This is a genomic window from Chryseobacterium ginsenosidimutans (assembly GCF_039536845.1).
In the GTDB taxonomy this organism is placed as follows: domain Bacteria; phylum Bacteroidota; class Bacteroidia; order Flavobacteriales; family Weeksellaceae; genus Chryseobacterium; species Chryseobacterium ginsenosidimutans_B.
Genome location: NZ_BAAAZJ010000003.1, coordinates 528,494 through 552,315 on the forward strand (window position 1 = coordinate 528,494; position 23,822 = coordinate 552,315).

Annotated in this window: 23 protein-coding genes and 1 other RNA gene; 14 read left to right on the top strand and 10 right to left on the bottom strand. The window is 34.7% G+C overall.

What is annotated here, in order from left to right; genetic code table 11:
• Positions 1-36: 36 nt before the first annotated feature.
• From ABD745_RS02470 to ABD745_RS02480, 3 genes are read right to left on the bottom strand one after another with little or no spacing between them, the layout of a single operon-like run.
• Positions 37-1,659 carry an AMP-binding protein gene (locus tag ABD745_RS02470; RefSeq protein ID WP_344824657.1) on the bottom strand — a complete coding sequence of 541 codons (1,623 nt, stop codon included), beginning with the start codon at positions 1,657-1,659 and terminating at the stop codon, positions 37-39.
• 60 nt (positions 1,660-1,719) lie between these two features.
• A complete protein-coding gene (locus tag ABD745_RS02475; protein ID WP_344824660.1) occupies positions 1,720-2,394 on the bottom strand; it encodes a beta-carotene 15,15'-monooxygenase in 675 nt (224 codons plus the stop codon).
• Positions 2,387-2,878 (bottom strand): RNA polymerase sigma factor, encoded by a 492-nt coding sequence (locus ABD745_RS02480; protein ID WP_072954385.1) that lies wholly within the window; start codon positions 2,876-2,878, stop codon positions 2,387-2,389. The genes ABD745_RS02475 and ABD745_RS02480 overlap by 8 nt, the downstream gene beginning before the upstream one ends.
• A 158-nt stretch (positions 2,879-3,036) precedes the next feature.
• Between ABD745_RS02480 and rnpB the strand changes: the two genes are divergently transcribed.
• An RNA gene (gene rnpB / locus ABD745_RS02485) (RNase P RNA component class A) lies at positions 3,037-3,359 on the top strand.
• 70 nt (positions 3,360-3,429) lie between these two features.
• Here the strand turns inward: rnpB and ABD745_RS02490 are convergent.
• Positions 3,430-4,299, bottom strand: a complete 870-nt coding sequence (locus tag ABD745_RS02490) for a PPK2 family polyphosphate kinase (RefSeq protein WP_344824665.1) — start codon at positions 4,297-4,299, stop codon at positions 3,430-3,432.
• A gap of 157 nt (positions 4,300-4,456) precedes the next feature.
• Entirely contained in the window at positions 4,457-4,942 is a 486-nt protein-coding gene (locus tag ABD745_RS02495; protein ID WP_047399669.1) for a DUF1573 domain-containing protein, read from the bottom strand.
• Positions 4,943-5,070: 128 nt separating this feature from the next.
• Here ABD745_RS02495 and ABD745_RS02500 point away from each other — a divergent pair, with 128 nt between their 5' ends.
• The 6 genes from ABD745_RS02500 (at position 5,071) to ABD745_RS02525 (ending at position 11,633) form a co-directional block, all read left to right on the top strand.
• The gene (locus tag ABD745_RS02500; protein WP_344824670.1) at positions 5,071-7,686 is read left to right on the top strand and encodes a valine--tRNA ligase; all 2,616 of its coding nucleotides are present in this window, start codon (positions 5,071-5,073) and stop codon (positions 7,684-7,686) included.
• A 126-nt stretch (positions 7,687-7,812) separates the two neighbouring features.
• Entirely contained in the window at positions 7,813-8,448 is a 636-nt protein-coding gene (locus ABD745_RS02505) for a DUF4241 domain-containing protein (protein WP_344824673.1), read from the top strand.
• 86 nt (positions 8,449-8,534) lie between these two features.
• Positions 8,535-9,425, top strand: coding sequence for a PfkB family carbohydrate kinase (locus tag ABD745_RS02510; RefSeq protein ID WP_344824676.1), 891 nt, complete (start codon positions 8,535-8,537; stop codon positions 9,423-9,425).
• Positions 9,426-9,513: 88 nt separating this feature from the next.
• Positions 9,514-10,353, top strand: a complete 840-nt coding sequence (locus ABD745_RS02515) for an alpha/beta hydrolase family protein (protein ID WP_425549784.1) — start codon at positions 9,514-9,516, stop codon at positions 10,351-10,353.
• Positions 10,354-10,998: an HD domain-containing protein gene (locus ABD745_RS02520; RefSeq protein WP_344824682.1), complete on the top strand. Its 645-nt coding sequence runs from the start codon at positions 10,354-10,356 to the stop codon at positions 10,996-10,998.
• A 41-nt stretch (positions 10,999-11,039) separates the two neighbouring features.
• Positions 11,040-11,633 carry a hypothetical protein gene (locus ABD745_RS02525; RefSeq protein WP_344824685.1) on the top strand — a complete coding sequence of 198 codons (594 nt, stop codon included), beginning with the start codon at positions 11,040-11,042 and terminating at the stop codon, positions 11,631-11,633.
• A 77-nt stretch (positions 11,634-11,710) separates the two neighbouring features.
• Here ABD745_RS02525 and ABD745_RS02530 read toward each other — a convergent pair whose 3' ends face one another.
• From ABD745_RS02530 to ABD745_RS02545, 4 genes are all read right to left on the bottom strand, one after another.
• Positions 11,711-11,941 (bottom strand): hypothetical protein, encoded by a 231-nt coding sequence (locus ABD745_RS02530; protein ID WP_344824688.1) that lies wholly within the window; start codon positions 11,939-11,941, stop codon positions 11,711-11,713.
• A gap of 194 nt (positions 11,942-12,135) precedes the next feature.
• The gene (locus tag ABD745_RS02535) at positions 12,136-13,026 is read right to left on the bottom strand and encodes a DUF72 domain-containing protein (RefSeq protein WP_344824690.1); all 891 of its coding nucleotides are present in this window, start codon (positions 13,024-13,026) and stop codon (positions 12,136-12,138) included.
• Positions 13,027-13,202: 176 nt separating this feature from the next.
• Entirely contained in the window at positions 13,203-14,906 is a 1,704-nt protein-coding gene (locus ABD745_RS02540) for a ribonucleoside-diphosphate reductase subunit alpha (protein WP_344827190.1), read from the bottom strand.
• Positions 14,907-15,054: 148 nt separating this feature from the next.
• Positions 15,055-16,029 carry a ribonucleotide-diphosphate reductase subunit beta gene (locus tag ABD745_RS02545; protein WP_344824693.1) on the bottom strand — a complete coding sequence of 325 codons (975 nt, stop codon included), beginning with the start codon at positions 16,027-16,029 and terminating at the stop codon, positions 15,055-15,057.
• A gap of 426 nt (positions 16,030-16,455) precedes the next feature.
• On the opposite strand from ABD745_RS02545, the gene ABD745_RS02550 reads away from it, so the two are divergent.
• The 4 genes from ABD745_RS02550 to ABD745_RS02565 all read left to right on the top strand — a co-directional run bounded on the left by ABD745_RS02550 (position 16,456) and on the right by ABD745_RS02565 (position 21,068).
• Positions 16,456-17,145 carry an ATP-binding cassette domain-containing protein gene (locus tag ABD745_RS02550; RefSeq protein ID WP_047399681.1) on the top strand — a complete coding sequence of 230 codons (690 nt, stop codon included), beginning with the start codon at positions 16,456-16,458 and terminating at the stop codon, positions 17,143-17,145.
• A gap of 93 nt (positions 17,146-17,238) precedes the next feature.
• Positions 17,239-18,468: an ABC transporter permease gene (locus tag ABD745_RS02555; protein ID WP_344824697.1), complete on the top strand. Its 1,230-nt coding sequence runs from the start codon at positions 17,239-17,241 to the stop codon at positions 18,466-18,468.
• Positions 18,469-18,547: 79 nt separating this feature from the next.
• Positions 18,548-19,816 carry an ABC transporter permease gene (locus ABD745_RS02560; RefSeq protein WP_344824700.1) on the top strand — a complete coding sequence of 423 codons (1,269 nt, stop codon included), beginning with the start codon at positions 18,548-18,550 and terminating at the stop codon, positions 19,814-19,816.
• A gap of 55 nt (positions 19,817-19,871) precedes the next feature.
• Entirely contained in the window at positions 19,872-21,068 is a 1,197-nt protein-coding gene (locus ABD745_RS02565) for an efflux RND transporter periplasmic adaptor subunit (protein ID WP_344824703.1), read from the top strand.
• A 380-nt stretch (positions 21,069-21,448) separates the two neighbouring features.
• Here ABD745_RS02565 and ABD745_RS02570 read toward each other — a convergent pair whose 3' ends face one another.
• A complete protein-coding gene (locus ABD745_RS02570; protein WP_344824706.1) occupies positions 21,449-21,829 on the bottom strand; it encodes a Fur family transcriptional regulator in 381 nt (126 codons plus the stop codon).
• 122 nt (positions 21,830-21,951) lie between these two features.
• Here ABD745_RS02570 and ABD745_RS02575 point away from each other — a divergent pair, with 122 nt between their 5' ends.
• The 3 genes from ABD745_RS02575 to ABD745_RS02585 all read left to right on the top strand — a co-directional run bounded on the left by ABD745_RS02575 (position 21,952) and on the right by ABD745_RS02585 (position 23,817).
• Positions 21,952-22,851 carry an NAD(P)/FAD-dependent oxidoreductase gene (locus tag ABD745_RS02575; RefSeq protein ID WP_344824708.1) on the top strand — a complete coding sequence of 300 codons (900 nt, stop codon included), beginning with the start codon at positions 21,952-21,954 and terminating at the stop codon, positions 22,849-22,851.
• A gap of 107 nt (positions 22,852-22,958) precedes the next feature.
• The gene (locus ABD745_RS02580) at positions 22,959-23,285 is read left to right on the top strand and encodes an ArsR/SmtB family transcription factor (protein ID WP_344824711.1); all 327 of its coding nucleotides are present in this window, start codon (positions 22,959-22,961) and stop codon (positions 23,283-23,285) included.
• 58 nt (positions 23,286-23,343) lie between these two features.
• Positions 23,344-23,817 (top strand): DUF6428 family protein, encoded by a 474-nt coding sequence (locus ABD745_RS02585; RefSeq protein ID WP_344824714.1) that lies wholly within the window; start codon positions 23,344-23,346, stop codon positions 23,815-23,817.
• The last annotated feature ends 5 nt before the right edge of the window (positions 23,818-23,822 follow it).

Below are 23,822 nucleotides of genomic sequence, written 5' to 3' on the forward strand. Positions count from 1 at the left end.
AATTTGAAATGCTTTTTTTATGATGTTATATTGAAATTAGTGATTTACTTTTTCTAAACCAAGTTCTTTCATTGAGACTTCTCTCATTTCCACCTTTCGTATTTTTCCTGAAATCGTCATTGGGAATTCGTCTACAAACTTCCAATATTTCGGCACTTTATAATGAGCAATTCTGCCTTTACAATAGTCTAAAAGCTCTTCTTGTGTTACATCAAAGCCTTTTCTTACTTTTATCCAAGCCATTACTTCTTCACCGAATTTTTCACTCGGAACACCTATGATCTGAACATCTAAAATGTTTGGATAAGTATATAAAAAGTCTTCAATTTCTTTTGGAGAAATATTTTCACCCCCACGTATAATCAGGTCTTTTATCCTTCCGGAAATTGTGATATAACCTTCATCGTCCATCATTGCTAAATCACCAGTGTGCATCCATCGTCCGTCATCAATTACTTTTTTGGTATTTTCGGGATCATTCCAGTATTTCAGCATGACAGAATATCCTCTTGTGCAGAGTTCACCATGTTCACCACGTTCGACGATTTTTCCGTTTTCGTTAATAATTTTTATTTCCAAATGATTTTGAACGGTTCCAACGGTATTTACCTGTTTTTCAAATGGTGTTCCGATTAAAGTTTGAGTAGAAACGGGTGAAGTTTCTGTCATTCCATAGCAGATGCTCATTTCTTTAATATTCATCAGACTTTCCACCTTTTTCATAATTTCCGGTGGGCAGACAGAACCAGCCATTACGCCTGTTCTTAAACTTGAAAAATCAAAAGTATCGAAATTTTTAACCGCCAATTCAGCAATAAACATGGTAGGAACTCCATATAAGGAAGTGCATTTTTCATCAGAAACAACTTTTAGTGTAATATCAGGATCAAAACTGTCATTCGGAATGACCATACATGCGCCATGAGAAGTACAACAAATATTTCCGATAACCATTCCGAAGCAATGATAAAAAGGAACAGGAATACAAACCCTGTCTTTTTCAGTATATTTTAATCTTATTCCGATAAAATATCCGTTATTTAAAATATTATGATGAGAAAGCGTGACACCCTTCGGAAAGCCTGTCGTTCCCGATGTATACTGAATATTTACAGGGTCATCAAATTGAACGTGCTCTTCAAAAATATGTAACGTATCGTCAGAAATTTCCTGACCGTTATTCAGAAATTCTTCCCAATTATCATCAAAGAAAATTTCAGATTTTAGTGTTGTGCAGAATTCTCTTGCATCGGCGATCATATTTTTATAATCACTTGATTTAAAATTCAGTGCAGAAAAAATATGTGACATTTCTGACTGATTGATCACAAATATCAGTTCACTGGTTCTGTAAGCAGGATTTATGTTAACCAAAATAACTCCGATTCTGGCAGTCGCGTATTGCAGCAGAACCCATTCATAACGGTTTGTCGACCATATGCCGATACGGTCTCCGGTTTTTACACCTAAGAAAATTAAGGCTTTTGCAACAGCGGTTGTCTGATTATAAAATTCCTGATAAGTGGCGCGGTAATTTTGATGTACGCAGATTAATGCTTCCTGATTATGAAATTTTTCAACGGTTTGTTTTAAGTTGCTTCCGATAGTTTGTCCTAATAATGAAATTTCTGAAGCACCATGAACATAAGATAAATGCATAGAGTGAAAGATTTGGTTAAATAAAATTAACAAATATATCTTAAACTCATACTTTTTATGTTAAATTTCCTGAGAATCTATTTCTTTTAATTGGGTCAGATTTTTGTCTAGTTTTCTCATAATAATTCCGTAAACCAATCTGTAATAAAGCCAGATTAATAAAGCGGAAAGCCCTGTGGTGAGAATGACTCCTACAACGAAGATAATAAGAGCCGATTTTTCGGGTTCTATATTTTGAGAGTTTAAAGCATAAAATATAAAAATAGTAAAAATAGAGGTGAATGCCACGAGCAAAAGTATGCTGATTAAGATAAAAGCATTAACGGTCTTTTTAAATTTGATGATTCTTGTGATGAGACCTTTAAGATTTTCTTCAATTCTTATTTTGCGGTAGTTTTGATAGAATTTATAAACGAAATAAGCAGTAACAATGAGGCTTAATATTTTTAATACCAAATAAATAGTATCAAAATTGCTTTCAACTTCAGGCGTTTTTTTTGCTCCTAGTTTCTCTAAAAAGTTTAAAAAACCATTTGTTTCCTCACCCTGAAAGAAATAAAATATACCCATAACCGAGAATAGGAAAAACTCAAAAACGCTGATCCAGAAAATATATTTCACATAATTGCGCGATTTACGGTTCAGCATCTGAAGGATTTCAGAGTTGTCGTATTTCTCTTGAACAGGCTGTTCCTGCCACGTTTTCTTAAGGCTGTCTAAATCAAATTCAGGCATATTTTTCCATCTGTTCTTTAAGGGTTTTCTTTAATCTGTTCATTTTCACACGTGCATTTACTTCAGTAATCCCGAGGTTTTCTGCAATATCCTTGTAAGGCAAATCATCCAGATACATCATTACAATAGCTCTTTCCACATTAGGAAGAGTCTTTATTACAGTATACAAAAGTGATACCTGTTGCTGTTTTTCGTCATCATCTTCGATAAAATCTGCATGATTGATGTCTAACTCGTTAGTTGGTAAGCTTTTGCTTTTTTTTCTGAAAAGGGTAATGGCTGTATTTAAGGCAACACGATACATCCAGGTAGAAATCTTAGAATTTCCTTTAAATGAGTCGTAACTTCTCCAAAGTTGTAAGACAATTTCCTGGAAAAGATCTTCCTCATCCTCCAAAGAATTGGTATAAAGACGCGAAACCTTAATAATCAATCCCTGATTATCCTTAATGAGCTGCGCAAATTCTTTTTCCTTTGAAGCCAATGTAAATGTGTAATTTAGTTGCACGAAGATAACGACAAAATCTCAATCTAACAATTTAATAATCTAACAATGTGGCAATTCGTAAAAACAGTGTAATTTTATATTGTGAGACTGTTTATATAAGTAAATTGTTACATTAAATTGTATCTTTGCAGCTACGAGAAAATCGGCCTGTTGATTCTTATTTCGGTAAGGGTAGGAAAGTCCGGACACCATAGAGCATCAAAGCGGATAACATCCGTCACCCGTGAGGGTAGGACAAGTGCAACAGAAAGTATGTACAGTTCGGCTGTAGTGAAACCAGGTAAACTCTTTGTGGTGCAATGATAAGTATATCGGTTCTTTTCAGAAATGAAAATAGGAGTTGCTCGCTCTGAAAGCCGAGGGGTAATCAGCTCAAGTTTTGCAGCAATGTAAAACGTAGATAAATAACAGGCACTTTTTTAAAGTACAAAATCCGGCTTATAGATTTTCTCGTTCTTTTTAAAGCTGGAAGAAGGAAGTTTTTAGTGTATCAATTTTAACCTCCATCTCCCATCTTTTATCATGTACTATTCGCCTTCCAACTGTTTTTTTGCTTCCTCTAAACCTAATCTGTCTTTTTCGGAAAGTTGAGGGTATTTCAAATCCATTTTCTCTAAAGTGTCAATAATAATCTGTATTGCCGCCACTCTCGCAAACCATTTATTATCAGCCGGAAGTACATACCAAGGTGCATTATCTTTCGAAGTTTCGTTAATAGCGGTTTTGTAACATTCCATGTATCTGTCGAATAAAGCTCTTTCCGGAAGGTCAGCTGCTGAAAATTTCCAGTTTTTTTCCTGCTCGTTGATTCTGTCGATGAGCCTTTTCTTTTGTTCATCTTTAGAAACGTTTAGAAATATTTTTACAATGGTTGTTCCGTTTTGAGAAAGGTGTTTTTCAAAGTTTCTAATGCTTTCGTAACGGTTTTCCCAAAAATTATTATCAAAATCTTTTACGGATTTCCAGGTTTTTTCACTTAAATTATATTCAGGATGAACTTTACAGACCAATACACTTTCATAATGAGAACGATTAAAAATCCCAATCATTCCTTTTTGAGGTAAAGCCAAATAATTTCTCCATAAAAAATCATGGGAATATTCCTTTGAGCTTGGCGTTTTAAAACTTGTTACATTACAGCCTTGGGGATTTACTCCTCCGAAAACATGCTCAATTAAGCTGTCTTTTCCTGCTGCATCCATTGCCTGAAGTACAACGAGAAGAGATTTACTTCCGTCGGCATACAATTTCTCCTGAAGCTCGCGAAGTTTTTCTTTTTCCTGAATCAGTAATTGTGTGCCTTCTTCTTTTGTAAGCTTTCCTTCGTACTTTGTTGAAGTTTTTTTTATTGAAAATTTTCCTTTAACTAAAAAGTCATCTGAGAAATTGGTGTCCATTTTTTAATAATTATTTAAAAATTAAAATTGTATCTAAGTTAAGCGTTTAGTAATAATCCATCAATGAAAAACCATCATCTATCAACTAAACTTACATAAATGTAATAAAGAAACCGTCTCGGTAGAGACGGTTTCTTTATTTTTGAGTAGAGATTTACTATTTTGCAGCAGTTTTAGCGGCCTTTTTTGCAGCTTTAGCGGCAGCTTTTGCAGCATCTTTCTCAGCTTTAGCTTTAGCTTTCAACTCTTCTGGAGTTAATGGTTTTGGATCTGGAGCATTCGGATCTACATTTCCTTTGATGTAGATTACGCTTCTGCTGTTTGCAGGGTCGTTAGAAAAAACTTCGATCATTTTGTTGAATCCACCGTTGATACCAGTATTGTATCCAACTTTGATTTTAGCAGATTTTCCCGGCATAATAGGATCCGTGCTGAATTCAGGAGTTGTACATCCGCAAGATGCTTTTACGTTTGAAAGAACTAGAGGCTTATCACCTGTATTCGTTACAGTAAAGAATCTGATACCGTCAGAACTTGGTTTCACGGTACCATAGTCGAAAGTAGTTTTATCAAATGTAATAGTTTGTGCAGATGCTAATGCAAATGTCCCAAATAACGCAATTCCTGCGATTAATTTTTTCATATTCTTGAATGTTAATATGTTTGTTAGATAAATTTTGAGAAACAAAGTTAAAAATTATTTTAATTCATACTTAAAATTTTTTTTCTTTAGACTATTTTTGCAAATTGTAAATTAAAGAAACAGAATTTATGCAGATTTCAGAAAAGTACAATCCACAGGAAACAGAACAAAAGTGGTACAATTACTGGTTGGAAAATAAATATTTCCATTCAGAGCCGAATGATAAGCCGCCTTACACTGTTGTAATCCCTCCGCCAAACGTTACGGGGATCTTACATATGGGGCATATGCTTAACAATACCATTCAGGATGTTCTGGTCCGTCGTGCAAGAATGCAGGGCTTTAATGCTTGCTGGGTTCCGGGAACAGATCACGCTTCAATTGCTACTGAAGCGAAAGTTGTTGCTAAACTGAAGTCTGAAGGAGTCAATAAGTCTGATATTACCAGAGAAGAGTTTTTAAAACACGCTTGGGAATGGACCGATAAATACGGCGGAACGATCCTTGAGCAGCTGAAAAAACTAGGTTGTTCTTGTGATTGGGACAGAACACGTTTCACAATGGAGGAGTCACTTTCTCAGCAGGTAATTAAAAGTTTTGTTGATCTTTATAATAAAGGTTTGATCTACAGAGGATACAGAATGGTAAACTGGGATCCGGAAGCAAAAACCAATATTTCTGATGAAGAAGTTATTTTTAAAGAGCAAAACGGAAAATTATATTTCCTAAAATATAAAATCGAAGGGACAGAAGAATTCCTTTCGGTTGCTACAACGCGTCCTGAAACAATTTTCGGGGATACTGCAGTTTGTATCAATCCTAATGATGAGAGATATGCTCATCTGAAAGGTAAAAAAGTAATTGTACCGATCGTAAACAGGATAGTTCCGATTATTGAAGACGATTATGTTGATATTGAGTTCGGAACAGGAGCTTTGAAAATTACTCCTGCTCACGACGTAAATGACTATGAAATCGGACAAAAACACAATCTTCAGATGATTGATTCTTTGGACGATGATGGTAATTTGAATGATTATGGTCAACATTATGCAGGAAAAAACAGATTTGATGTAAGAAAGCAGATCGCAAAAGAATTAGAAGAAAAAGGTCTTTTGTTAAAAGCAGAAGATTACGTAAATAAGGTAGGAACTTCAGAAAGAACAGGTGCAGTTATTGAGCCTAAAGTTTCTGTTCAGTGGTTCCTGAAAATGTCTGAAATTGCGAAGCCGGCTTTGGATGTCGTAATGGATGATAAGGTTAAATTTTATCCTGAAAAGTTTAAAAATACCTACAAACACTGGATGGAAAACATCCGCGACTGGAATATTTCCCGTCAATTATGGTGGGGGCAGCAAATTCCTGCATTTTATTATGGAGACGGAGAAAATGATTTCGTAGTTGCAGAAAATATCGAAGAAGCAGTAGAGCTTGCGAAACAAAAAACCAACAACCAGCAACTGACAACTGACAACCTAAAACAAGACGAAGACGCTCTTGATACCTGGTTCTCATCTTGGTTGTGGCCGATGTCGGTTTTTGATGGATTGAATGATCCTGAAAATAAAGATATCAATTATTATTATCCGACTTCCGATTTGGTAACAGGTCCGGATATTATTTTCTTCTGGGTTGCGAGAATGATCATGGCCGGATTGGAATACAGAAAAGAAGTTCCTTTCAAAAATGTTTATTTTACAGGAATTGTAAGAGATAAGCAGAGAAGAAAGATGTCAAAATCTTTAGGAAATTCACCAGATCCTTTGGAATTGATGGATAAATATGGTGCAGATGGAGTTCGTGTTGGTATTTTATTAAGTTCTGCAGCAGGAAATGACCTTCTTTTTGATGAAGATTTGATGCTTCAGGGAAGAAATTTCATGTCGAAGATCTGGAGTGCATTCCGATTGATCAATATGTGGAATCATGAAGATAAACCTGCAAATTCAACAGAAACTCAGGCAATTGAATGGTTTGAAAATAAATTGAACAAAACAATTGTTGAAATTGATGATCAGTTTGAAAAATTCAGAATTTCTGATGCTTTACATTTAATTTATAAATTAATTTGGGATGATTTCTGCGGCTGGTATTTGGAAACGATCAAGCCAAATTATGGGGAAGGTATTTCTAAAGAAGTTTATGAAAAGACGGTTTATTTCTTCGAAGAATTGATGAAGTTAGTTCATCCGTTTATGCCATTTCAATCAGAAGAAATTTGGCATTTGATCTCTGAAAGAAATATTAGCGAAGCTTTAGTAATTGCTCAGCAGAAAAAAGCAGGAGACTTTAACGAAGATATCATTAAGAAATTTGAAACGGCTCAGGAATTAATTTCAGGAGTAAGAAATTACCGCCAGACAAAAGGGATTTCTCCAAAAGAAGCAGCCGAAATTTATACCAACGCTTCAGAATTTGCGAATGAGTCTGTTATTAAGAAATTAGCAAACGTTTCTGAAATTCATTTTGGAACAAAAACAGATAAACCCAGTTTTACATTCTTGGTTGGATCGACAGAAGTTTCAATTCCTTTGAGTGAAAACTTGGATTTAGGAGAGGAGAAAATTAAAACAGAAGAGGAATTGAAATATTTAAAAGGCTTCTTAATTTCTGTTGATAAAAAACTTTCTAACGAAAAGTTTGTTGCCAATGCAAAACCTGAAGTTGTAGAAAGTGAGCGTAAAAAACAAAAAGATGCTCAGGATAAAATTGCAATTTTAGAAGAAAAGCTGAAAAGTTTATAATTAAATAAAATAAATTGGAATTGTCGGAATATCAGATTAACTTTAATTGTTCATATTCCGGCAATTTTTATAGAACACTGCCAAATCAGTCAAAGATTGATATTGGAAGCAATTTTTAAATAAGAAATGACACATATAGAAAACATAAAAAAACTATTCTCAAAAAACTTCGTCGAAAGTCCGTTGCTGGAAAGCTTCGAAGTTGGAAAAATATATCTTTCCGGTGGAAAATTGGTCGCTTGTGATCCGTTGATTACAAATGATATGAAACCTTTTTCTGCCGAATTTCCGAAGGGTGATTTTTCGGTTTTATTACACAAAGAAAGAGAAAGTAATTGTGTGGCTTATGCCGAAATTATTTTCAGTAATGCCGAAATTTCAAAATGGGAATTGGCAACAACAGAAGGTCAGAATATAAAAGATCTGGCAGAAGGAGAGGTTTTCGGATATCCTGTGGAAAGCGGGATGGGATGTTTCATGGATGTTGACACGCAAAGCAGTCTGAATGTACTTGAACAAAAACTATATCGCAGCAAAGGTGTAGATTTCATGGGGATTTATGAAGAGTTTTTTCATGAATATTTTTTTGATGAAAACGGAGCAATAGATCAGTATGCGTTTTTAAAGCCGTCAGAAGATCATCCTGGAACTATTTTTGCCTTTGAAACCGGATATGGTGAAGGTTTTTATGCAAGTTATATCGCTTATGATAAAAACAATACACCAGTGAAATTAGTGACTGAATTTATCGAAATTAGTTAATTAAAGTTAATTATTTTTGAAACACAGTTCCCGTATTATAAATTTGCCAGAATCAACACAAAATAATTAAACTAATATAAAACACAATGAATTTCTCATCAGAACAGCCGAAAATCATCGTTGTAGGTAGCTCATCGATTGATCTTGTCCTTGAAACTGAAAAAGTTCCATGCAAAAATGAGACGGTTATTGCCCGAAACTCCGAAAGTTATTTTGGAGGAAAAGGTGCAAATCAGGCGGTTGGAACAGCAAGATTGGGAGCAAGCGTATATTTTATTGGCTGTGTAGGCATGGATCCTCTAGGTCAGCAGATTATGAGAAATATGGTCGGTGAAAATGTAAATGTAGGTTTTGTTTACGAGACAGATCAGGAAGCCACAGGAACAGCTTATGTAACGACTTCAGACGGAAATGCTGCGATTGTTGTAGTTCCTGCTGCTAATAATTATCTAAGTATCGAACATGTGGAAGCGGCAGATAAATATTTTCACACCGCAGATCTTGTCCTTCTTCAGCTGGAAGTGTCAATGAAGGTGATTGAATATACGATCAAAAAGGCAAAAAAACTTGGTAAAAAAATCGGATTGTATGCTTCTCCGGCACAAAAATTAAATGATGACATTTTAGATAATGTAGATTTCCTTGTGGTAAAAAGCAATGAGCTTCATATTGTTTTTGGAGAAGATCAGAGAGAAGATATTCTTAAAAAATATGTCAATAAGGTTTTTGTAAGAGACGATGTCAATTCTACCGTTTATTTCGACGGAACGGAAATGAAATATTGTAGAAATGACGATGATAAAACCAGTTATAAGATGGGAATGGGAGATGCCTTTACATCGGGATTTGCTGTTGCTTTGTGTCACAAAAATTCTATTGAAGAATGTGTGAAATTCGGAAATGAGGTTTCTGCAAAGGTTTCTTTTAAAAAAGGTTCCCAAACAGGACTTCCGAGAGTCTCGGATTTCTTTTCATAAGCTATTTGCTACATATCGAAAGTTTTAAACTTAACATAAAATACAAAGTAAAATTTCCACTTTTATAGTGGATTTTTTACTTTATCATATGGAAAATTTGATGTTAAAAACTCAAGATAATATTTCAATCGTTACTCATCTTTTTTTACCCGGAAGAAGTAATAACAAACTTTTACTAATTAATTCCGCGACAGGAGTGAAACAGCAGGTTTATTTTTCTTTTGCACAATATTTTTCTGAAAAAGGATTTACGGTTCTTACTTACGATTATCGCGGAATCGGACTTTCAAAACCGGAAAATATGAAAGGTTTCAATGCTTCCATGAGAATTTGGGGAGCAAAAGATTATAAAACCTTAACCGATTATATTAAAATTAATTTTAATGATTATCAGAAATATTGTCTCGGGCATTCAGTCGGAGCCTTAATTTTAGGGATGAATCAGGATTCTGAGATGTTTGAAGAATTTATTTTCGTAGGAACCCAAAATGCTTTTGTCGGAAACCTAAAATTTAAAACAAAAATTGAAGCGTATCTCGGTTTTGGAATTGCGCAGCCTTTAACTACCGCATTGTTAGGATATTTCCCGGGAAATTGGTTCGGGCTCGGAGAAAGTCTTCCAAAAGATTGTGCATATGACTGGAGAACCTTAATTTTAAACAAGAAATCAACCAACGGTTTGTTGGAAAAAATTGATGATTATTCTAAAAATTTAACACAGAAAGTATTCGTAATTCGAGCGGAAGATGATGTTTGGTTAACCGAAAAAGGAGTGAAAAGCCTATTGAATGATACTTATCCCAATCTTAAACCAACTTATAGATTAGTCAAAACTTCCGAGTCAGAAAAAGGAGAAATTGGGCACGTTAATTTTTTTAGAAGCTATAATAAAAATCTCTGGAATATTATTTTAAATGAATTGATATAAATGAAGAATCTGATCGAAAACACAGTAGAATTTGTAAAGGAAAAATTGGAAGGTGCAGAAGCAGGACACGATTGGTTTCACATCGAAAGAGTGTGGAAACTGTCCAAAAAAATAGCAGAAACAGAAGACTGTAACCGGGAAGTGGTGGAATTGGCGGCTTTGCTTCACGACATTGCAGATCCGAAATTTCATAATGGTGACGAAACTCTTGCATTAAAAGTTTCAAGAGAGTTTTTAGAAAGTGAAAATGCCTCTGAAGAAGTGATTGAACAGGTTTTATTTATCATTAAAAATATCTCGTTTAAAAATAGAGGAGAAGCTCCGAAAGACCTTCCTGTTGAGCTGAAAATTGTTCAGGATGCAGACAGAATTGATGCTATTGGTGCCATTGGAATCGGACGGACATTCAATTTCGGAGGTTTTAAAAATAACCCGATGTACGATCCGAATGTAGAGCCTAAATTGAATATGTCGAAAGACGAATACAAAAAATCAAACGGGACAACGATTAATCATTTCTACGAAAAGCTGTTGTTGTTAAAAGAGTTAATGAATACCGAGAAAGGAAAAGAAATTGCAAGCGAAAGACATGATTTCATGCTGAAATTCCTTGACCAGTTTTATAAAGAGTGGAATGTTGATTAGCATCCTTCTCAAAAACCTTTTAAAATAAGTATCTTTGCAATATGGTATTCGTGGTTTTGCTTATTTTCTGGGCTTTGTTTTTTTCTCTTATTCTGTCAAAAGTAAAAAGAGGAAAAGGCGCTGAATGGGCAAAACTTTTCCGTATTGTCACCTTGGTTTTTGCAATTTCTTTCTTTACCTATTGGTTTATTAAGAAAAGTTCGGTGGGAATTGTAAAGGATTCTGTGGCTTTGCAGGTAATCAATAAGCTTCCTCAGCCTTTGGATTTTTACGTGGTTATTCTGAATGATTCTGATGCAAGTAAGGTAATTGAGACAAAACATATCGGGAAAATCCGTCCGGAATATTTTAGAATTCAATATCTTAAAATGGATACGTCTGATGAATATTGGGTTGTCGGGTATTTGGGAAAGAAAAATCTTGTCTATTTTTCGCAGCATTCGCTTCCTAATAAAAATATTGATCAGATTATTGAAGTTCAAAACTATATCAATCAAAGCGCGAGACTTTCCGATCTTGCCAAAAAACAGGTTGAAGCTTATAATTATGAAAATATAAAACTAGGAATTTGGGTAACACTGGATTTTCTTCTGCTGTTCCTCAATTTGGTTTTATTAATCAGAAAAAGAAGATAAAAAAATCCCAACGTGCAAATTCAGGTTGGGATTTTTAGTTTTATAATAAACTTTTCAGTTTTTATTTTCTTAAAACTTTAAGGATAATCTAAAATCAACATGATTCTTTCCTTAAATTCTTCCGGACAGTTTTTGATAAGCTTGTCCTTGTTCTGTTTACTTATCTGCTTGGGTTCCAACCATTCTGTAAGATCAGAACTCAGGCTGTTGTTATCATAGGCTCGTTTTATTTTTTCATCTTCATAAAATGTATATTCGTCACCAAGCCAGTCGGTTGTAATACTTATTGTACAAATTTCCTTTTCCATATCATTAAAGTTTTTAGATTGTTCGACATTCAATATGTTATCGTACTCTCTAATTTACTAATTTTTACAATACAAAAGGGAGATTGTCAGTTAATTTTTTTTCAGATGAAAAAGTGAATTATTTTTGTTAAAATTGTATTTTTTGATGTAAAATATTACACTAATTAGTGAATAAAGTTGAAAATTATGAAACATTAAAATAAAGTTGCTGTATTTTCAGTTGCCATTTGAGGAATAAAAATGTCAGTTTTCCATTCATCGTTCATTTTTTTGATAAAATAGGCGGAAAGTAGAGGTGAAGCTTTTTCAATATTTTGATGTACAAAAAAGTAAACATTCTGAAGTCCTTCTTTTTTCCATTTCGTAAGATGTTTCATCCAGTCATCCAGCCTTGCGTAGTCGCTTTCTGCATTGGCTCCTACATAACGAATGAAAGCATTCGGAGTTGTAAGGCGCATGTGAAGCATATCTCTTCTTCCGGCAGTATCTACAATGATATTGGTGATATTGTTCTCTTCAAAAAGCTGACAGGTTTTGTCTAAAATTTCTGTGTCCGTAAACCATTCTGTATTTCTGAGTTCGATGGCTAACGGAACTTCTTTGGGCCATTTGTTGACAAATTGTTCTAATCTTTCGTAATCTTTCGGCTTGAAATTATCATGAAGCTGAAGAAAGACCATTCCTAATTTTTCATCAAAATTCAAAACTGCTGTTGCAAATTGCGTCACCACATCATCAATGTTTAAAAGCCTTCTGAAGTGCGAAACCGTATTGGTGATTTTGGGAAAAAATTTGAAATCTGTCGGTGTTTTTTCTTTCCATGTCTGAACCTGTTCCGGTGTTGGCATTCCGTAGAAAGTTGCATTCAGTTCGATAGAGTTGAACTGAGTGGCGTAATACGTCAATTCGTCTTTTGTACCTTTTGGATAAAATCCTTTCAGGTCGGTTTTGTTCCACTTTGCACATCCGATGGAAATATTTTCCAGTCCTTTTTTATTCTGGCTCAAAATTTCCTTTGTTCTCGGATGATCTTTTGGTAATGTAAAATCTATTTTTGAAGGATCTTCTACTTGTCCGAATTTCATATCTGTTTTTTTAAGAATTAAACACTTAAACAAATATAAAATAAAAACTACAAAATTTCTATGGTGTTTACTTTATAAATTCAAAAGATATAAATTCAATAATAGTATAGTTTAAAACAAAAAAACACGCCTAAAAAAGCGTGTTTTGGATATATTAATATTATTATTTGAGATTGTTATGCTTCACAAGCTGAACAGGTAACAAAGTTTACCATCATTTCTTTAGAAACAGAAGAACTTCTTTGATAATAAAGAGTTTTTACACCTTTTTTCCATGCCTCGATATAAAGATAGTTTACATCTTTTACAGGCATTGTTGAAGGAATCTGAAGGTTCAGAGACTGAGCCTGATCGATATATTGCTGTCTTTGTGCTGCCTGAGAAATAATCTCCATCGGAGAAATCTCTTTAAATGTTTTGAATACTGCTTTTTCTTCGTCAGTTAATTCTTTCAAATGCTGTACAGAACCGTGATTCAACATGATTGTTCTCCATGTTTCCTCATTGTCAAGACCTTTTTCTTCTAATAATTTTGCCAGATATTTGTTCTTACGCATAAAGTTTCCTTTAGCAAGACCGGCTTTATAATAATTAGAAGCAAACGGCTCAATTCCAGGAGAAGTCTGTCCCAAAATTGCAGAACTTGAAGTCGTAGGAGCGATTGCCATTGTTGTGGTATTTCTCATTCCGTAACCTTTTAAGATTTCCGGTTCACCGTAGATATTTGCTAATTCCTTTGAAGCGATATCTGCCTGTTCTTTGATGTGTCTGAAAGCTCTTGCATTAAATTGAGTTGCCTCAAAACTTTCAAACGGGATCATATTTTTCTGTAAATAAGAATGATATCCTAAAACTCCTAATCCAAGAGCTCTGTGACGTATTGCGAAGTTTCTTGCTCCTTGTAGGTAGTAGTTTCCTTCTGTTTTCTCGATAAATTCTGATAAAACAGCATCAAGGAAATAAATAGCCAATTGTACAGCATTCGTATCTTTCCACTCGTCGTATAATTCTAAATTCATTGATGAAAGACAACAGATGAAAGATTCTTCTCTCGTTGACGGAAGCATGATTTCCGAACAAAGATTACTTGCATTTACGGTTAATCCTAAATCTTTATAAACCTGTGGTTTATTTCTGTTTACATTATCTGTAAAGAAAATGTACGGAAGACCTTTTTGCTGACGGCTTTCTAAAACTCTTGCCCAGATTTTACGCTTATCCATATCACCATCGATCATGTCCTGCATCCAATAATCAGGAACGCAAATTCCTGTAAACAAGTTTTGGATCGGGCTTCCGATATCTTTAATTGATAAAAATTCTTCAATATCTCCGTGATCGATATCCAAATAAGCAGCAAAAGCACCTCTTCTTACACCACCTTGAGAAACAACATCCATCGCCGTATCAAACAATTTCATGAAAGAAACAGCTCCTGAAGATTTTCCGTTATCCGTTACGGCAGTTCCTCTGTTACGAAGTTCTCCGAAATATCCCGAAGTTCCGCCACCGATTTTCGTCTGCATAATAACTTCACCCATTTTGTGAGTAATTCCTTCGATGCTGTCCGGAATGTGAACGTTAAAACAAGAAATAGGAAGACCTCTCTGCGTTCCCATATTTGCCCAAACTGGAGATGAGAAACTGATCCATCCTTTCGTGATCATTTCTTTGAAAGCCGGCTGAAGTTCCGGTTTGTATAATTTTTTGGCTGCCGCAGTGGTAATTCTGTCGATTGCTCCGTCTACAGTTTCTCCTTTTAAAAGGTAACCTCTGTTCAGCATTTGCTCAGATTCTTCGTTGAGCCACCATATGTTGTTATTTTGTTCGTCCATAGATTTTATATTTTCGAATTCCGAAGCATTTTTGTACTTCGGAATTTTGTTTTTTATATTGATTGTAAATCCAAGAAGGATTACTTATATATTTATAGATGCTTCGACAGGCTCAGCATGACATCGCTAATACTATCTGTTCTGACGCTCGCTTCGCTCGCGCCTTATCCCCATTAAAATCTAAATCTAAAGTTTAAAAAAGATCGTTGGCCGTAATACTCTTATCGTGTTTTGTATAATCTACCGGTCTTTTTGCAAAGAAATCATCCATAGAATTAGCAAAAACTTCCTCTTCGAACCACATCATTGGTCTGTATTGTTCCGGGGAAACGTTATATTTTGTATTCATGTTGATTTTCTTTAAACTGTCATCAACACGGTATTTCATAAAGTTTAATAGATCTTCTTTTGAGAAAACGCTTAATTCTCCCAATTCAAAGATCCAGTCAAGGATTTCGCCTTCCAATTCTACAGATTGATCGACTAAAGTATAAATATCTTCGATATCAGAATCTGTTAATAGATATGGTTGTTCTTCACGGATTTTGTTAATTAAATAAATCCCGGCGTTGGCGTGAATTTGTTCATCAACAGAAGTCCATGCGATAATATTGGAAACGTTTTTCATGTATCCTTTAAATCTTGTAAAAGAAAGGATAATCGCAAATTGTGAGAAAAGCGAAACGTTTTCAATCAGAATACTGAATAATAAAAGAGAAGAAACGTATTCTTTTGGTGTTGCGGAATTCGCGTGTTTAAGAACATTTGTTAAGAAATCAATTCTCTTTTTTACGGCAGGAATTTCTATCACATTAGAGAATTCTTCGTTATATCCCAAAACCTCCAATAACCTTGAATATGCTTCCGAATGACGGAATTCACATTCTGCAAAAGTAGCTCCCAGACCGTTTAGTTCAGGCTTTGGCATATGATTATATAGGTTTCCCCAGAATGTCTTTACAGACACTTCAATCTGTGCAATCGCTAAAAGCGCATTTTTTACAGCGTGTTTTTCATGCGGCTCCAACTGCGAATGAAAATCCTGAACGTCTGCAGTAAAATCCACTTCAGAATGTACCCAGAACGATTTGTTGATCGCCTCTACAAATTGAAGAACCTCAGGGTATTCAAATGGCTTGTAACTTACTCTCTTATCAAAAATTCCCATATTAATAATGTCTTAAAATTAAAATAAATAGATCACTGTGGATAAAGTTCAAAAAATATTCAACATTCTGATTTTTTGTAACTTATAAGTGAAAGTTATCAACCGAGAAAGCGATTTATTTTTTGTATTGTGCAAGCACAAAGTTAGAAAACAAGAACTGTATTTGAAAGGGTGAAAGACTAAATGATTGAGTTTTAACCTTAAAAGTTTTCCACATTTACATGAAGACCGCTTAGATATTGACTTACAAACTATTATCAGTCCAAAATAGAGGTTATTAGTGAATTGGAGTTAAACAATAATTTAAAAAGTACCATGAATAAAGGTGTTAATGACTAAACAATAATAAAAATAAAGAATTTTCCATTCTTCGTAACAAATTAAAAAATATATCTACTTATAGGGTATAAAATCATACATCACTTAATGTTAGTAATTCAGGATTTACATAAATCGTACGATACAGGGAAAAGCAAGTTGCACGTTCTCAAGGGAATCAATCTAAATATTTCCGAAGGCGAGTTTGTTTCCATCATGGGAAGTTCCGGTTCCGGGAAGTCTACGCTTCTTAATATTATTGGTATTCTTGATGAAAAAGATTCCGGCACTTACGAATTGGATAATGTTCCGATCGAGCACTTGTCTGAAGTGAAAGCTGCAGAATACAGAAGTAAGTTTTTGGGATTCATTTTCCAGTCTTTCAATTTAATTGGATATAAAACGGCTTTGGATAATGTTGCACTTCCTTTATATTATCAGAATATGCCAAGGAAGGAGCGTAACCAAAAAGCAATGGAATATCTGGAAAAAGTAGGGTTGGCTGAATGGGCGACTCACTTACCGAATGAGCTTTCCGGAGGTCAGAAACAAAGGGTTGCCATTGCAAGAGCTTTGATAACCAACCCAAAGGTTGTTCTTGCAGATGAACCAACCGGAGCATTGGATTCTAAAACAACGCATGATATTATGAAACTTCTTCAGGATATTAATAATGAAGGAAAAACAATCATCGTTGTAACCCACGAACCCGACGTAGCGGCACAGACAAAAAGAAACGTCATTCTGAAAGACGGAATCATTGAAAGTGATGAATTTATAAAGCAGATTGTTTTATAGATTATTTTGAAAATTTGATAATAAGAGAATTTAAAAATTAAAAGTTCATAAAGCTTTAATCTTTAAATTTTTTAATCTTTTAATAATAAAAAAATGTTCGACCTAGATCGTTGGCAGGAAATATTCAGTTCTATTCGCAGTAATGTATTGCGAACGGTGCTTTCCGGATTTACCGTGGCTTTGGGTTTATTTATTTTCATTGTGCTTTTCGGGATTGGAACTGGATTGCAGAATGCTTTTACACAAGGTTTTGCGAGAGATGCCCAAAACCTGATTTCGATTGTTACAGGAAAAACGACTATTGCTTATAAGGGACTTCAATCCGACAGGATCGTTACGATGAATAATTCTGACTACGATTTCCTTGTGAATGTAGATAAAGAAAACGTTGGAAGTTCTACACCGAGATATACCGCCAATTTATTGGTTAAATATGGTAAAGAAAGCGGAAATTACCAGATCAACGGAGCTGAACCCGAAGAAAAAATCATCGAAAACCGAAAAATGCTGGAAGGTCGTTATTTGACACCAACAGATTTGGATAGGAAACAAAACGTTGCCGTGATCGGAAGAATGGTTCAGCGTGATTTAATTAAAAACGGAAGTCCGGTCGGAAAAGAGCTGGATATTAACGGAACCATGTTCAAAGTAGTCGGAGTATTCTCTGATGATGGTGGTGACTGGGACGAAAGACATATCACAGTTCCTATCACAACGTTGCAGCAGATGAAGAAAGGTTCTGACACAGTAAGTATAAATTATATTGCTTACAATGATAAACTGACTCCACAGGAAGCTATCAAATATGGTGACGAATTAAAAAATCGATTAAAAGCCAGAAAAAATGTTTCTCCAGACGATGAAAACGGAGTAAGAGTCTGGAATAATGCCCAAAACATGAACGATACCTTCACTTTCATGGCGGTTCTTACAGCGATTGTAGGATTTATCGGAATGGGAACTTTGTTGGCAGGAATTATTGGGATCAGTAATATCATGGTTTACATCGTAAAAGAAAGAACCAAAGAAATAGGAGTACGAAAAGCAATTGGTGCAAAGCCAAGAAGTATTGTTGCTCTTATTGTTCAGGAAAGTGTTGTAATTACTGTCGTTTCAGGATTTGTAGGAGTAGGATTGGGAATTTTAGCCTTAAACTTAATTGGCGACAATCTTGAAGAATACTTTATTAAAAGCCCGAGCGTAGGTTGGGGAACGATCATTATGGCATTCATCGCACTGGTTTTTTCAGGATTGATTGCAGGATTTGTACCGGCTTACAGAGCATCAAGAATTAAACCGATCGAAGCATTAAGAACGGAATAATTTAGACTTAAAAAGCGAATTATGATTTTGAAAAGATCATTAATCATTAATCATTCATCATTTATAATTAAATAAAAAAGTGAACATAATATTTAAAAAGGATACTTGGCAGGAAATTTATTATTCATTGAGGAATAATAAGCTTCGAACATTCCTTACCATGATTGGTGTGGGTTGGGGTATGTTTTTGTATGTAAGTTTGCTTGGAGCGGCAAAAGGAATGGAAAACGGTTTCGATAAATTGTTTTCAGGATTTGCTACCAATTCTATTTTTCTTTGGGCTCAGAATACATCGATTCCTTACGACGGTTTCCCGAAGGGCAGACAGGTACATCTGAAACTGGCAGACATTGAAATGCTGAAAAGAAAAATTCCGGAAATAGATTACATTTCTCCTCAGAATTCAAGAGGGAATTTCGGAAATGCTGGTGAACAAATGTCTAAAAATGGGAAGTCAGCAACTTACACTCTGAATGGCGATTATCCTTTAGGAAACAAAATTTCGGAGAAAAAATTAATTTTCGGTAGATATCTTAATGACGCAGATATTTCACAAAATAAAAATGTAGTAGTGATTGGAGAAGAAGTTTACAAAAACTTTTTCGATGCTAAAAAGAATGAAAATCCACTAGGAAAATCGATTAATATTAAAGGTATTTTCTTTAATGTAATTGGAGTTTTCAGAGTAAAAAAAGGCGGCGGAATGGAAAATGACCAAACTGTTTTTATCCCGCTTTCCACCTTTACGAAAATGTATAACAACGGAGATAATGTAGATTTTTTCGCGATTGTAAGCAAGCCAAATGCAGATGTAAATAATGTAGAAACGAAGGTAAAACAGCAATTAAAATCAAAAAACAATGTTTCGCCGGATGATACCAATGCTTTCGGAACTTTTAATCTTGGAAAAGAATTTAAAAAACTGACAGGATTTTTATCGGGAATGCAGCTTTTAACAATCATTGTAGGAACATTAACGATTCTTGCCGGAGTAATTGCCATTTCGAATATCCTTTTGATTACGGTAAAGGAAAGAACAAAAGAAATCGGGATCAGAAGAGCTTTGGGTGCAAAACCATCAGAAGTAAGAAATCAGATTTTGCTGGAAAGTGTTGTGATCACGCTTTCGTCCGGTTTACTCGGATTCATGTCGGGTATTTTTGTATTAATGATTTTGGATATTGCAACAAAAGGTCAGGATTCTTTCCCATTCTACAATCCAACGGTAAATTACGGAAACGTTTTTGCGGCAATGGCTGTGATGGTAGTTTTAGGATTAATCATCGGAATGATTCCTGCACAAAGAGCAGTGAAAATCAGACCTATTGAAGCATTAAGATCAGAATAATTGATGATTTATCAAAATAAAATAAAACTAGTTAAATAAAAAATAAACTATACATATGAAAAAGAAATTCACTTGGAAAAAAGCCATTTATATTGTCTTGGGGCTTTTATTTGCAGTGGCATTGTTCTCGGGAATCGGTTATCTTGTAAAGTCCAATTCTAAAGAAAGTGAGGCTTTCCTTACCAGAAAACCGTCTGTTCAGAACATGGATGATAAGGTGATGGCAACAGGAAAAATTGTTCCGAAAGAAGAAATCGAAATCAAACCAAATATAGCGGGAATTATCGATAAGATTTTAGTGGATGAAGGAGATAAAGTAACTGCAGGACAGTTGATCGCAACGGTGAGAATCATTCCGAATATTGCTGATGTAAACAGTGCACAACAGAATGTGGATAACCAACAGCTTCAGATCAACAATGCAAAACTTAATGTTGAAAATATGCGTAAGCAATTTGAGATGCAAGAAAAACTTTACAAGCAGGGAGTTGCTTCTAAACAGGAATATCTGAATGCTCAACAGCAATTATATTCCACTCAGCAGACTTTAAAGAATGCAAATCAGCAATTGATTACAGCACAAAAAACATTACAGATCGTAAAAACAGGTTCAACTCCTGAGTTACAAGGTTTGGCAACAACTCAGATCCGTTCAAAAGCGGCAGGTACAGTTCTTGAAGTTCCTGTAAAAGTCGGAAGTCAGGTTATTGAAGCGAACTCGTTCAACGCGGGAACAACAATCTGTTCAATTGCAGACCTTAGTTCATTGATTTTCCAGGGAGAAATAGATGAAGCTCAAGCCGGAAAATTAACGCAGGGAATGGGTATGAATATCGTAATCGGTGCTCTTCAAAACAAAAGTTTCCCGGGAAAACTAACGATGATTGCTCCAAAAGGGAAAGATAACAACGGAACGATTAAGTTCCCGGTTGAAGGTGATGTTTACAATCCAAACAACGAGTACATCAGAGCCGGTTTTTCTGCTAACGGAGAAATTGTTTTAAATTCTCAGAAAAATGCTTTGTTATTGGATGAATCATTAGTTCAGTACGAAAAAAAGAACGGAAAAGATGTTCCTTTTGTTGAGGTTAAGCAAAAAGATGGAAAATTCAAGAAAACTTATGTGAAGCTTGGAGCAAGCGACGGAATCAATGTTCAGATCTTATCAGGAATTGATAAAAATTCTGACGTAAAAGTTTGGAACCCATCCGACAAAGACAAGGAAGAGTTAAAAGAAAAAGCAAAAAAATAGTAAACTGACACTATAAATTTTTTAAACTGTAAATCCCGGGATGTTTTCTCGGGATTTTTTATTTTAATTAAACGATATTTCTGTGTCATTCAGAATGAAACGGAGTTTAGTAAAGAATGCAATAATTAAGTATTTTAAAAGTTATCCACAAACTTATCCACAGAGTTATCCACAAAATTTCAACATCATATAGTACCGACTTTCTCATTCCGGAGTGCTGTACAATAATTTATCATTTTTTTCAGGAGCTTTTTCCCGCTTTCCGCTGTATCTTTTTTGTTACGGTCTCCGCTTCGCTCCGCCCGCAACAAAAAAGGATGTCGCTTCAATCAGGGCTAGGAATCCAGCTTTACATGACAAAATTAGGTTACTTAATCGATTTACAAAATTGAACAATCCTTACAATACCCCGAAATAAAGCCATTAAAAGTCATCGATTCATAACCTTGCGGTAATTTCACATCCACTTCATTTGGTAAGCACTCAATTTTTCCACAAGTCAGGCATTTAAAATGAAAATGATTGTGTTGATGCTTCTTTTCCGAACAATTAATACAAAAAGCAAAATAAAACTTTCCATCGTCGCCCAGAATTTTGTGAACAATTCCATCTTCACAGAAGCTGTTCAGAACCCTGTAAATTGTTGCCCTATCAACGGCTTCGCCCAATTCTTTCTGTAAAATTTCCTGACTCACCGCAGATTTAGAAGTCTTTAACGAATCCAGAATCAACTGTTTTGTGATGGTATTTCTCTTTGCCATACTGCAAATATAAAAATTATTATTGCGATTTAGTCGCATTAAAGAGAATTTATTTTTACATTTGCACAACCAACAACCAACAACCAACAACCAACAACCAACAACCAACAACCAACAAAATCATGAAACAGAATTTTGACGTTATTATAATCGGGGGAAGTTATTCGGGATTATCTGCAGGAATGGCTTTAGGAAGATCTTTACGAAAAGTTTTAATCATCGACAGCGGAAAACCATGTAACAGACAGACTCCGCATTCACATAATTTTATTACCCACGACGGAAAAACGCCAAAAGAAATTTCTGATTTGGCGAAAGAACAAGTCTTGAAATACGAAACTGTAAAATTCCATAATGGAGTAGTGACAAAAACCTCAAAAAAAGATAAAGGTTTTGAAGTTGAAACTCAAAATAATAAAAAATTTTATGCAAAAAAACTGATTCTTGCTTCGGGAATTAAAGATATAATGCCAAATATTCCGGGATTTATCGAATGTTGGGGAATTTCTGTTATTCATTGTCCGTATTGTCATGGCTATGAAGTGAAAGAACAGGTTACAGGTATTCTTTCCAATGGTGCTATTGCTTTTGATTTTGCAAAACTGGTTTTTAATTTAACAAAACATCTGACTTTATTTACCAACGGAAAATCGACTTTAACTGAAGAGCAACTTAGAAAATTTAATCAAAATAAAATCAATCTCATTGAAGATGAAATCGAAAAAGTTGAACACAAAAATGGACAAATTCAAAAGTTGATATTTAAAAACGGAAAAGAAATTCCCTTACAGGCTTTGTACGCGAAAATTCCCTTCGAACAAAATATAAATATTGAAGATTTAGGTATAGAATTGACAGAGCAAGGTTTTATTAAAGTTGATTTTATGCAGAAAACAAATATTGACGGCATTTTTGCTTGCGGAGATAATGTGACGATGATGAGATCTGTCGCCAATGCTGTGGCTCAGGGAAATTTTGCTGGAGCTGTTGTTAATAAAGAACTTTCGGAAGAAGAATTTTAAAAATTTTCTATGCATATTATTATTTTCTTACGGATTTCTGTGAGGATTTTTTGGGAAAAATTTGCCAGTAAAATTTATTATCGTAATATTGCGATATAAATTATAAAATGGGAGCTACCAAAACCGATTTTTTTACCGAACAGCAAAACAGAATTGCGACGATTGCAAAGGCTTTAGGACATCCCGCAAGAATTGCAATTATTGAATATTTGCTGAAAGTGAACGAATGTATCTGTGGAGATATCGTCAATGAGCTGCCTCTTGCCCAGCCTACGGTTTCTCAACATTTGAAAGAATTAAAGAATGCAGGATTGATTAAAGGAAATATTGAAGGAAACTCAGTTTGCTATTGTATCGACGAAAAAGCATTCGAACTTTTGACCCTGTTTTTTTCAAACATCATTACCACAGTAAAAAAACAAAATTGCTGTTGAAAAATTTTTGCAAATAATTATCGTAATATTGCGATATAACGATTTAGAATAAACAATTATGACCTTAGAACAAATTAAAAAAATTCTTCCAACATTAGACAATGTGGAATTTGAACTGGAAAATGGAAAATTTGTGCCTGAACATTTTCATGTGACAGAAATTGGAATGGTAACTAAAAATTTTATTGATTGCGGCGGAACTATCAGAAAAGAAGAAAAAGTAAACTTTCAGCTTTGGAATGCGGATGATTTTGAACATCGTTTGAAACCTGGCAAACTCCTTCATATTATTAATCTTTCGGAAGAAAAATTAGGAATCGGAAATTTTGAAATTGAAGTAGAATATCAAGACTCAAGCATCGGAAAATATGATTTGGATTTTAACGGAAAACATTTTGTTTTAAAAAATAAATTAACAGCGTGTCTTGCTCAGGACGCCTGCGGAATTCCTCCACAAAAGCAGAAATTGAGTTTGAGTGAATTATCAGAGAATAAAGAAAGTCGTTGCGCACCAAATTCCGGATGTTGCTAAACCAT